The sequence below is a fragment of the Streptomyces sp. MMG1121 genome, from assembly GCF_001280015.1.
Taxonomy (GTDB): domain Bacteria; phylum Actinomycetota; class Actinomycetes; order Streptomycetales; family Streptomycetaceae; genus Streptomyces.
Map to the genome: position 1 here is coordinate 1 of NZ_LGDV01000263.1, position 10,303 is coordinate 10,303.

The 10,303-nt window shown below is 72.5% G+C and carries 12 protein-coding genes and 6 tRNA genes; 8 read left to right on the forward strand and 10 right to left on the reverse strand.

What is annotated here, in order from left to right; all coding sequences use genetic code 11:
- Positions 1-170 precede the first annotated feature (170 nt).
- From ADK64_RS44620 to ADK64_RS41755, 3 genes are all read right to left on the reverse strand, one after another.
- Positions 171-1,265: an alpha/beta fold hydrolase gene (locus tag ADK64_RS44620; RefSeq protein ID WP_053667492.1), complete on the reverse strand. Its 1,095-nt coding sequence runs from the start codon at positions 1,263-1,265 to the stop codon at positions 171-173.
- Positions 1,266-1,670: 405 nt separating this feature from the next.
- Positions 1,671-1,742 (reverse strand) — tRNA-Val (locus tag ADK64_RS41750).
- 84 nt (positions 1,743-1,826) lie between these two features.
- Positions 1,827-2,303 carry a TIGR02611 family protein gene (locus ADK64_RS41755; RefSeq protein WP_053667493.1) on the reverse strand — a complete coding sequence of 159 codons (477 nt, stop codon included), beginning with the start codon at positions 2,301-2,303 and terminating at the stop codon, positions 1,827-1,829.
- Positions 2,304-2,494: 191 nt separating this feature from the next.
- On the opposite strand from ADK64_RS41755, the gene ADK64_RS41760 reads away from it, so the two are divergent.
- A complete protein-coding gene (locus ADK64_RS41760; protein ID WP_004002642.1) occupies positions 2,495-2,908 on the forward strand; it encodes an SsgA family sporulation/cell division regulator in 414 nt (137 codons plus the stop codon).
- Between the two features lie 327 nt (positions 2,909-3,235).
- Positions 3,236-3,796: a CGNR zinc finger domain-containing protein gene (locus ADK64_RS41765; protein WP_053667494.1), complete on the forward strand. Its 561-nt coding sequence runs from the start codon at positions 3,236-3,238 to the stop codon at positions 3,794-3,796.
- Between the two features lie 99 nt (positions 3,797-3,895).
- Here ADK64_RS41765 and ADK64_RS41770 read toward each other — a convergent pair whose 3' ends face one another.
- Together ADK64_RS41770 and ADK64_RS41775 are read right to left on the reverse strand one after the other, a co-directional pair.
- Complete coding sequence (locus ADK64_RS41770) at positions 3,896-4,063, reverse strand: hypothetical protein (RefSeq protein ID WP_159046475.1); 168 nt, start codon at positions 4,061-4,063, stop codon at positions 3,896-3,898.
- 184 nt (positions 4,064-4,247) lie between these two features.
- Positions 4,248-4,691 (reverse strand): hypothetical protein, encoded by a 444-nt coding sequence (locus tag ADK64_RS41775; RefSeq protein ID WP_053667496.1) that lies wholly within the window; start codon positions 4,689-4,691, stop codon positions 4,248-4,250.
- 245 nt (positions 4,692-4,936) lie between these two features.
- Here ADK64_RS41775 and ADK64_RS41780 point away from each other — a divergent pair, with 245 nt between their 5' ends.
- Entirely contained in the window at positions 4,937-5,461 is a 525-nt protein-coding gene (locus tag ADK64_RS41780) for a DsbA family protein (protein ID WP_053667497.1), read from the forward strand.
- A gap of 20 nt (positions 5,462-5,481) precedes the next feature.
- On the opposite strand, the gene ADK64_RS41785 is transcribed toward ADK64_RS41780, so the two are convergent.
- From ADK64_RS41785 to ADK64_RS41795, 3 genes are all read right to left on the reverse strand, one after another.
- Positions 5,482-6,306 (reverse strand): GNAT family N-acetyltransferase, encoded by an 825-nt coding sequence (locus ADK64_RS41785; protein ID WP_053667498.1) that lies wholly within the window; start codon positions 6,304-6,306, stop codon positions 5,482-5,484.
- Positions 6,307-6,378: 72 nt separating this feature from the next.
- Positions 6,379-7,200: an aminotransferase class IV gene (locus ADK64_RS41790; protein ID WP_053667499.1), complete on the reverse strand. Its 822-nt coding sequence runs from the start codon at positions 7,198-7,200 to the stop codon at positions 6,379-6,381.
- Positions 7,197-8,261: a chorismate-binding protein gene (locus ADK64_RS41795; RefSeq protein WP_053667500.1), complete on the reverse strand. Its 1,065-nt coding sequence runs from the start codon at positions 8,259-8,261 to the stop codon at positions 7,197-7,199. The genes ADK64_RS41790 and ADK64_RS41795 overlap by 4 nt, the downstream gene beginning before the upstream one ends.
- A gap of 178 nt (positions 8,262-8,439) precedes the next feature.
- Between ADK64_RS41795 and ADK64_RS41800 the strand changes: the two genes are divergently transcribed.
- The 5 genes from ADK64_RS41800 (at position 8,440) to ADK64_RS41820 (ending at position 8,917) form a co-directional block, all read left to right on the forward strand.
- A tRNA-Gly gene (locus ADK64_RS41800) sits at positions 8,440-8,512 on the forward strand.
- Between the two features lie 38 nt (positions 8,513-8,550).
- Positions 8,551-8,624: transfer RNA gene (locus tag ADK64_RS41805), tRNA-Cys, on the forward strand.
- A 1-nt stretch (position 8,625) separates the two neighbouring features.
- A tRNA-Val gene (locus ADK64_RS41810) sits at positions 8,626-8,697 on the forward strand.
- Positions 8,698-8,744: 47 nt separating this feature from the next.
- Positions 8,745-8,816, forward strand: a tRNA-Val gene (locus ADK64_RS41815).
- Positions 8,817-8,845: 29 nt separating this feature from the next.
- Positions 8,846-8,917 (forward strand) — tRNA-Val (locus ADK64_RS41820).
- 58 nt (positions 8,918-8,975) lie between these two features.
- On the opposite strand, the gene ADK64_RS41825 is transcribed toward ADK64_RS41820, so the two are convergent.
- Both ADK64_RS41825 and ADK64_RS41830 read right to left on the reverse strand, forming a co-directional pair.
- Entirely contained in the window at positions 8,976-9,281 is a 306-nt protein-coding gene (locus ADK64_RS41825) for a zf-TFIIB domain-containing protein (protein ID WP_053667501.1), read from the reverse strand.
- Positions 9,282-9,361: 80 nt separating this feature from the next.
- The coding region (locus tag ADK64_RS41830; RefSeq protein ID WP_053667502.1) for a phosphotransferase family protein at positions 9,362-10,303 on the reverse strand (942 nt) is incomplete at its 5' end.

A 10,303-nucleotide genomic window follows, 5' to 3' on the forward strand; every position in this document is an offset into this window, starting at 1 on the left:
GGGCGGGATTCGGAGTGGAGGCGGCGGCCCCGGGCCGGCGGGCTACGGCCGGGGAGCCCAGGCGCTGGTGGGCGGCGTTCGGGAGGCCCGGCCCCGGGCCGGCGGGGAACGGCCGGGGCGGACGGCTAGGCGTCGGCGGGCGGGGTTCGGTGGGGTTCCGTTGATGGGGCTCAGCCGGGCAGGGCAGCAAGCCAGTCGAGCAGGATGCGGTTCGTCTCCTCGGGGCGCTCCTGCTGGACGAAGTGGCCGCAGCCGCCGAGGATGTGCGAGCCGAGGAGGCCGGGCAGGGTCTCGGGGTACGCCGTGACCGCGTCCGCCAGCCAGGCGAGCGAGGCGTCCAGGGCACCGCCGATGAACAGCGACGGCTGCGTGATCGGAGCGCCCGCGTAACCGGCCAGGTCGGCCCAGTCCCGGTCCATGTTCCGGTAACGGTTCAGCGCCCCGGTCAGGCCCGTCCGCTCGAACTCCCCGGCCAGGACGTCCAGGTCGTACTCGCCCAGCCAGGCAGGAGGCGGGCCCGCGGGGAAGCGTTCGCGCAGGGTGCCGCCCCGGCCGACGAAGTGCGGGTCGGGGGCGCCGGGTTCGGGCATGGTGTCCGCCGACAGCGCCGCGTAGAAGCCCGCGAGCCAGCCACGGACGTCGGGCTCGATCTCCGACTCGGCCCGGCCGGGCCGCTGGAAGTACGAGACGTAGAACTCCTCGGGCACCGAGGACTCTTCGGGCACCGAGGACTCCTCGGGCTCGGCACCGAGCTGCGCGTCTCCACTGCCGCCGCTGCCCTCACCGGCCGAACCGCTGTCGTCGTCGCCACCGCTGCCGCCCAGTCGCGCGAAGACCTCGCTGGGGCGCGGGCCGCCGGGCGGGGTGTACGGCACGCCCAGCAGGCCCACGGCGCGGAACACATCCGGCCTGGTCAGGGCTGACGTGGCGGCGATCGTCGCGCCCCAGTCATGCCCGACGACCACCGCGGACTCCTCCCCCAGGGCCTCCACCACGGCGACGTTGTCCGCGACCAGGTCGAGCATCCGGTACGCGTCCACGGCCGCGGGCCTGGAGGAACGGCCGTAACCCCGGACGTCGACGGCTACGGCTCGGTAGCCGGCGGCGGCCAGGACCGGCAACTGGTGGCGCCAGGAGTACCAGGACTCCGGGAATCCGTGCACCAGGAGCACCAGCGGGCCGTGCCCCTGCTCCACGAGGTGAACGCGACCCGCCGGCGAGGGGACCAGGCGGTGGGTGAGGTCGGGGGCGGGCAGCTGGTGCATGGGGGCTCCAGGGGGTTGGGGTGGGTGACGTGGACGGAGACGGCTGTGGCGCCTCCCGCGGCCGCTGAGCCGGTGGCCGCCGAGTCGGTGACCGCCGGGCCGCGGGATGCCGAGTCGACGGCCGCGCACCGCGCACCCGCCGCACCGCGCACCCGCCGAGCCGGTGATCGCCGAGCCGGTCAAGGAAATGCCGCTGATCGCCGGGCCGACGATCATGGCGCCTGTCTCGATCGTCCTGTGGGCCGCCCGCCACGCACGAGCCTTGTTGCCGGTTCGGCAAAACGCCCCTCCGCGGCCACCGCCCGCGGCCACCGCCCCTCCCCCTCGCCTCGCCCCTCCGCCGGGCACGGGCGCGCATACGCCAACGGCCCACCTGCTGTCTCGCAGATGGGCCGTTGGTCCGGGTGGGCGATACTGGGTTCGAACCAGTGACCTCTTCGGTGTGAACGAAGCGCTCTCCCACTGAGCTAATCGCCCGGGCACGGGAAGAACATTACCCCATGTCAGGGGGTGCCTCCGACCGGGGGCGGGTTGGCGTGCGCCCGGAGCGACGGAGGTGGCTCACTGGTCCTTGATCTTCCACGGCATGACAAGGCCGAACTTCCACAGGTAGATCCCGACCAGCACGGCCACGATCACGAGCCCGATCGCGGTCAACGTGATGTTGCGCCGGCGCACCTTGGGGTCGAGGGCCCGCTGGGCCGCCTCGGTGACCTTGCGTTTGGTCCAGCGGAGCACGAGCTGGGCCCAGACGAACTCGGTCGCCCAGATCGCCATGCCGCCGAAGATCACCACCCAGCCGGGTCCCGGCAGCGGCAGCATGACGATGCCGGCGACGACGACCGCGAGGCCCACCACGAAGACGCCGACCTGCCAGCTCAGGTGCAGGACCCGGCGGGCCTTGACGAATTCAGGCGCCCGGGAGCCGAGCCCGTCCCCGGCCTCCGGTCCGGCGTCCTGGCCCGTCGTCCGCCGGTCGGTGCGCGCCTCGTCCGCCGCCACGGCGACCTCGCCCGGTTCGTCACTCCCCGTATTCATACAGACAAACCCTACCGGAGTGAATCCAGTCACTGAAATGGTCGTAGATCCGGTACGAGTTCTCGGCCGGAAGAGTTACGTAAAGACACGCAAAACCCTCAGAGGGGTTTACAACGGCACCGTAGGTGGCATGTCGATTTCGCCGACGTGCGAATCCCCGAGCGCACACTGAGCGAAAGGCCCTGGCGCTTATGAACACCACGGTCAGCTGCGAGCTGCACCTGCGCCTCGTTGTGTCGAGCGAGTCCTCCCTGCCTGTCCCCGCAGGCCTGCGGTACGACACGGCCGACCCCTACGCCGTGCACGCCACCTTCCACACAGGAGCCGAGGAAACCGTCGAGTGGGTGTTCGCCCGCGACCTCCTCGCCGAGGGGCTGCACCGGCCCACCGGCACCGGCGACGTCCGCGTCTGGCCATCGCGCAGTCATGGCCAGGGCGTCGTGTGCATCGCCCTCAGCTCCCCGGAGGGGGAGGCCCTCCTCGAGGCCCCGGCGCGGGCCCTGGAGTCCTTCCTGAAGCGAACCGACGCCGCCGTGCCCCCCGGCACGGAACACCGGCACTTCGACCTGGATCAGGAGCTGTCGCACATCCTGGCGGAAAGCTAGGCAGCGGCCCTGAGAGCAGCCCGGCGCCGTCCACTCGGGGAGACGGCTCGGGCCAAGACAACCGCATACGGCACAGCCCGGCGCCGTCACCGTGAGCGTTCACGGGGCGGCGTCGGCCTGTGCCCGTCCGGCCCTCGCCCTGCCGGAGGGCGGGCGGAGGACGGGTGGAGGACGGAACGCGGAAGGGGGTCGGGGAACCTCGTGGAGCGCGGAGGCGTTCTCCCGGCACACCGGAGTCGGACAGAGGCCGGTACGCCGGGCGCGGATGTCGCTACCATCGGCCAGCATCGGCGGGCGTCGCCCGACCCACAGGCCAGGGAGCGAAACGTGCTGATCACCCACGACACCCGGTGTGCCCTCGACACCGTGGTCGATCTGGTGAACACCGCGCCGGAGGACGGCGCGGCGGCGGACGGGCTGGCCGACCTCCCAGCCCTCGCTGATTTCGTACGAAAGCACGAAATCAGCGATGTCGGAGTGCTGACGGAGTTCGACCTCTCGGCGGTGCGCAGGATCCGGGGGCGTTTCGCGGCGATCTTCGCGGCTCCGGACCCCCGGTCCGCCGCCGGGTTGATCAACGAGCTGGTCGCCGCGGCCGGCACCACCCCGCGCCTGACGGACCACGACGGCTACGACTGGCATGTGCACTACTTCGCGCCCGGAGCCTCCGTGGCCGACCATCTCGCAGCCGACTGCGGTATGGCGCTCGCCTTCTTCGTGGTGGCCGGGGAGCAGGAACGGCTGCGGCGCTGTGAGGCACCGGACTGCCGGCACGCCTTCGTCGACCTGTCCCGCAACCGCTCGCGCCGCTACTGCGACAGCCGCACCTGCGGAAACCGGCTGCACGTGGCCGCCTACCGGGCCCGGCGCAAGGAAGCGACGGGCTGACCGCGCGGCACCGGGGATCCCCGCGCGCACGCGCGACGCTCGGCTCGTCCGGGGGCGACGTCGGTCCCGGCGGGTGGCGCCGGGACGGACGTGTACGGCTCACAGCAACAGCAGGTCGTGCAGCGCAGCCATGAGGAGCAGACACCCGATCACCGCAAGGAAGATCATCAGCGGTGGCTGGGATAGGGCGAAGAGGCATCCGCGCGGCTCGTCCTTCGGCGGCGCGGCCTCGCTCTGTGTCGTGTCCAGCATCTCGCTGGAGATCATCGCGCAGGAGAGGCAGCGCACGCGATCTACATGCCATCGATATGCGGGAGTTGCCGTATTTGGCGCCGTCCCGTCCGACTTGCTTCGGGTTGTGAACGGATCCGGACGCGCCCATGACGCACTGTGTCGTTTCGGTCCGGGCGGCCCGACGTGCCCTTATGCCGTCGCACCCGTCATGCGGCCGTCATATGCCGTGCTTCTTGAGGATGGCCTCGATGTCGCTGAAGTCCTCGGAGGAGCCGGTGGTCCGCGGGGCGGTGGCCGATCCGGTCGCCGACCGGGTCCCCGGGCCCAGTGAGGGCGCCGAGGCCGTCGGGGCCACGGCGTCGGTCCCGCCGCCACGTGCCGCTCTGCGCTCTTCGCGGGTGCCGCCGCGCCGGCGCTCGATCGCACGCGTGCCCGCGAAGAGGAGCCAGGCCGCGCCCAGCACCCCGAAGCCCGCCCAGGCGGTGGGGTGGAAGGCGGTGTCGGCGACCCAGCCGACGACCCCGGTCATCACCAGACCGACCGGCACCAGCGAGTACGCCGCGATGCGGGCCGCTGCCAGGAAACGCTTGCGGTAGGCCGTGACGACGGCGATGCCCAGGCCCGCCGCGGAGACGGCGGAACAGACGGTCTCGGCAATCATCCGGTCCTCCTGGCGGGCTCGGTCGGGCGGAAGGCGGAACGCGGGGTGCGCGCCGGACGCGGCGCACCGGCGAGGCGCGCTTCGTCCCCTCCATCCTGCACCGCCCGGTCCCCGCGATGCCATGCCCCCGGCGGACATCAGGGACATCTCCGGGTCGCCTCCTCCTGGAGTGCCGTGCGGGCCCGGCGGAGCCGCCGTACCGTCCCGATTGGGTCGGCCGGGTCCGGCCTGGAAGACTGGGCGGCATGAGCGACTCCTCCCCCGCACGCGCCGGCGCCCCCGTTCTGGACGTCTGGTGCGAGCTGCAGTGCCCCGACTGCCGCACGGCCCTGGACGACATCCGCGCCCTGCGCGCCCGCTACGGCGACCGGCTGGAGCTGCGGCTGCGGCACTTCCCGCTGGAGAAGCACAAGCACTCCTTCGCCGCCGCCCAGGCCGTGGAGGAAGCGCTGGAACAGGGCAAGGGCTGGCCGTACGTGGAGGCCGTGCTCGGGCGGGTCGAGGAGCTGGACCGTAAGGGAGAACCCTTCCTGGTCGAGGTGGCCCGTGAACTCGGGCTGGACGCCGAGGAGTTCGACACCGCGCTGATCGACGGCCGGCACATCCTGATCGTGGACGCCGACCAGGCCGAGGGCAAGGCGATCGGGGTGAGCGGCACCCCGACGTACGTCATCGGCGGCGAACGCCTCGACGGCGGCAAGAGCCAGGAGGGCCTGCGCGAGCGCGTCGAGGAGATCGCCGACCGGCTGCTGGGCGAGCAGCAGGCTTAAGGTCCGGGCCCCGGCAGGTCCTACAGCAGGGGCTTGGCGAGGCAGTGGGTCCTCGTCTCGTAGCCGAGCGACTCGTACAGCCGCTCCGCCGGTCCGTTCCCCGCGAACACGTTGAGGCCGAGGACCGGCCGGCCGGCCTCGATGGCCTGGCGCTCCGCCAGCAGCATGAGCGTCCGGCCGTGTCCCCGGCCGCGGCGGGCCGCGTCGGTCTCGACGTCGAACACGTACGCCTCGTCGTCCAGGAGCGCCAGCCACAGGATGCCCACCCTGGCCCCTTCGTGCTCCAGGACGCTGAACACCATGCCGTCGGTCGCGAGCCCGTGCGGCAGCCGCTGCTCGTGGTCGTTCTCCGCCTTGGCGCGGGCGGCGGCCTCGGACAGGCCCCGCTCGATCCAGGACCGCGCGTACCGCTCGCTCTCGTACTCCAGCCACGCCTCGAACTCGGCCTCCGTCATGGGCCGTGCGCCGCTGCCCGGCGGCAGCTCGGGCGGGGCGGTGCCGAGGCGCTTCTCCATGCCGCGGTTGCGCAGGGTGTAGCCGAGCGTGCCGAACAGCCTCAGCGCCGGGTCCGCCGAGGCGGGGACGTGGATCTCGATCTGTGTGCAGCCCCAGCCGCGCACCACCTCCTCGGCGGCGAGCGCGGCCACCGTGCCCCGGCCGCGCCGCCGGTCGGGCTCGGCGATCCACAGGTCGACGACGCGCGCCACCGACTCGCCCAGCGCCGGCGAGGTGCCGAGGTGGATCTCACCGACGGGACGGCTGTTCACGCACACCTGATAGCGGCGGGAACGGGTGCCGTCGGTGTGCTGCTGAAGCGGCTCGACCGGCCGCAGGGTCGTGGTCATCACCGGTGTTCTACCCACAGCCGACCATCGAGTCAGCCCGTTTCCCGAGCGGGGCCGAGACCCGCGCCCGGCTCAGGGGTCCAGGTCCGCCCCGGACCGCTCGTCGAAGATCCGCATCGCCTTGGCGGTCACCGGGCCCGGGGTGGCGGGCAGTTCGCGGTCGTCGACACGGTGCACGGCCTGGATGTCGCGCAGGGTGGAGGTCAGGAAGATCTCGTCGGCGCGCCGGAGGACGTCCAGCGGCAGGTCGGTCTCCTTGGCGCCCGTCCACTCGACCGCCAGCGCGCGGGTGATGCCGGGGAGGCAGCCGGAGGCGACCGGCGGGGTGTGGATCTCACCGTCCAGGACGACGAAGACGTTGGACCCGGTGCCCTCGCAGAGCTGTCCGACCGTGTTGCCGAACAGCGCCTCGGACGCGCCGTGTTCGTGAGCGCGGGCCAGGGCGACGACGTTCTCGGCGTACGAGGTGGTCTTCAGGCCGGTCAGGGCACCGCGTTCGTTGCGGGTCCACGGGACGGTGATCACAGCCGTGCCGTCCGGGCGACGCGCGGTCACGCCGAGGGCGACCACGAGGGTCGGTCCGTGCTCGCCGCGGTCCGAGCCGAGCGGACCGTGGCCGCCGGTGTAGGTGATCCGCAGCCGGCCGAGCGGCATCGGATTGGCCTCCAGGACGGCCGCGCAGGCCTCGCGGACCTCGTCGTGGTCGGGGTCGGGCAGGCCGAGGCCCCGGGCCGAGCGGGTCAGCCGGTCGAGGTGCCGGGTGAGCGCGAACGGCTTCCCGTCGGTCGCCTTCAGCGTCTCGAAGACGCCGTCGCCGACGGTCAGCCCGTGGTCGAAGACGGAGACACGGGCGGACTCCACGTCCCGCAGCCCGCCGTCCAGCCAGATCCTCATGCGCACACCCCTCCGCTCGCCTCGTACGCCCCCGACGCTACCGCGAGCAGCCGGGACGCCTTCAGCTCGGTCTCCCGCCACTCCCCCTCGGGGTCCGATCCCCAGGTGATGCCGGCACCGGCACCGAAACGCAGCAGTGCCGTGGCGTCGTCGGGCCGGTCGATCCAGAAGGTGCGGATGCCGACGGCCAGCTCGCCCAGGCCCCGGTCGGCGTCGACCCAGCCGATCCCGCCGCAGTACGGCCCGCGCGGGGCGGTCTCCAGCTCCTCGATGATCCTCAGGGCGCTCGACTTCGGCGCGCCCGTCACCGAGCCGGGCGGGAAGGCGGCCGCGAGCAGGTCCGGCCAGCCGGCTCCGTCGCGCAGCTCACCCCGGACCGTGGAGACCAGGTGGACCAGGCCGGGGTGCTTCTCCACGGCGCACAGGTCGGGGACGGTCACGCTGCCGGTGGTGCAGACACGCCCGATGTCGTTGCGGACCAGGTCCACGATCATCACGTTCTCGGCGTAGTCCTTCTCCAGCAGGTCCGCCTCCGTGCGTGCGGTGCCCTTGATCGGCCCCGACTCGACGACCCGGCCCTGCCGGCGCAGGAACAGCTCCGGCGAGGCGGTGGCGATCTCCACGCCGTGCTCCGGCAGCCGGATCGTCCCGGCGTACGGCGCCGGGTTGCCGCGGGCGAGCAGGGCGGTCAGGGCGTCCACGTCGGCGTCGGGGGCCACGGATGCGCTGAGCACCCGGCAGAGGTTGGCCTGGTAGACGTCGCCGGCCGCGACGTACTCGCGGATCCGTTGGACGGCCGCCGTGTACGCGCGGTGGTCCAGGGAGGAGGTCCACTCCCCCAGCGCCGGGCCCCGCCAGCCGCCCGGCGCCGGGGCGGGCACCGGCTCCTCACCTACGTCCGCGAAACGGGCGCAGGTCAGACGGCCCTCGTAGTCCGCGCAGACGGCCCAGAAGCCGGCGGAGTCCAGGGCGGCCGGATCACTGGTGACGTCCACGAGACCGGTGGCGACACGGTCGCCGAAACGGGCCAGGGCGGGGAGCCGGGAAGGGTGGTGAAGCACGCGATCGAGTCTAGGGCTGATGTCCGAAAGGTGGCTCCGGGATGTCCTCGAGGGGGCCCTGACCACGTCGTCCGCCGGGTCCACCGCAGCACGCTGGGCAAACGCGTTTTTGTACTGGCCCGGGAATCCGCTAGAGTTCAACACGTCGCCGGGACGCGGAAGCGGACCGAAACGACAAGCGGACGTAGCTCAGTTGGTAGAGCGCAACCTTGCCAAGGTTGAGGTCGCGAGTTCGAGCCTCGTCGTCCGCTCGAAGGAAGAAGGGGTCATCCCGATCCCCTACACTCCTGGTGGAGTGGCCGAGAGGCGAGGCAACGGCCTGCAAAGCCGTCTACACGGGTTCAAATCCCGTCTCCACCTCCAAGGACGATTAGCTCAGCGGGAGAGCGCTTCCCTGACACGGAAGAGGTCACTGGTTCAATCCCAGTATCGTCCACTGGATCTTCTCGTAAGATCCACGGGTCTTCTCGAAGATCCCCACCCGCGCGATTAGCTCAGCGGGAGAGCGCTTCCCTGACACGGAAGAGGTCACTGGTTCAATCCCAGTATCGCGCACCGACTGTGACTTCCACGTCACAGCCCGCGGACGATTAGCTCAGCGGGAGAGCGCTTCCCTGACACGGAAGAGGTCACTGGTTCAATCCCAGTATCGTCCACGCACCGGAAAGCCCCCGGCCGTCTCGTACGGCCGGGGGCTTCTTCGTGGGCTCGTGCTCAGCTGGAGAACAGCATGTGGCCGAAGCTCTTGTGGCGGTGGTGGCCGCCGTAGTGACCGTGACCGCCGTGGTGACTGTCGTGGTGGCCGCCGTGCGGAGCGCCCCAGGCGGGCGCGGGCGGGGCCGGGTACCCCTGCGGGACGGGCGGGGGCGGCGCGGGCTGGGACCACTGGGACTCCACCCGGGTCAGCGCCTCCAGCTCGCCGTAGTCGAGGAAGATGCCGCGGCAGCCGCTGCACTGCTCGATCTGGACGCCGTTGCGGTTGTAGGTGTGCATCGGCGCATGGCACTTCGGACACTGCATCGTCGGCTCAACTCCTCGCCGGTCGATCCTGCTTGGTGTTTCCCCAGGACAGACTCCGTGCGGCCCCGGGCGGTTGCAGCCTAGTTCACGGATCCGGGCGTCAACTGACGAGGGATCGACGCCATTCGGGCACAGGCGTCGACCAGGGCCCGCTCCGCCTCGTCCAGCGGGCGGTCCGCCGCGAGCGCCTTGGTGAGGGCCAGGGCGGCCGTCTGCACGGTGAGCGCACGGGCCGGGACGTCCAGGGCGGGCCAGGGATCGCCCGTCGCCGGTACGGCCGGGCCGCCGGCCCGCTGGTACGCGCCGAGGAAACGGGCCCACTCGTCGGGCGGCAGGAGTCCGCAGGCGTACCAGGCGGCGGGGCGCGCGAGGTCCCAGGCCGGGGCGCCGGTTCCCAGGTCGTCCACGTCGATCAGCCGCCAGGGACCGTCCGGCGCGGGGTGGCGGACGAGCTGGCCGAGGTGCAGATCGCCGTGGCAGAGGGCGGCCGGTCCGGGCATGGGGGCCTCGGCCCGGGCCCAGGCGGGCAGGGCGGCCCAGGCGTTCAGGATGGGGCCGGCGGCTTCGGGGTCGGCTGTTTCGCGACCTGTGGCTTCGGCAGGTGCGGCCTTGCGGGCCGTGTCACGCAGCGCCGCGTGGAGTCTGCCGACGGCCCGGGCGGCCTTGGCGGGGCCGCGCATCGGGGGCAGGCCGTCGGGCGGGGGCGTGCGGTGCAGGCGGGCCAGGAGGACGGCGGTGGCTTCCCAGGGGGCGGCGTCCGGGTCGTCGGGGTCCACGGGGGTGCCGTAGGGCCAGAACGTCACCAGGCGGTCGTGCAGGGAGGTGGGGGCCGGGACGAGCGGGGGCAGGAGGACGTCCGGGAGGCGGGCGGCCGTGGCGAGGCGGAGCGTCAGCTCGGCGGGGCCGGTACCGGGGGCGTGGGCCTTCGCGACCGTGTCGTGGTGCCGGACGACCGTGGCGTCGGGGCGGTCGGCGAGCGGGGCGGGGTCGCCCGCGCAGGCGCAGTCGGCTCCGCCGGGGTG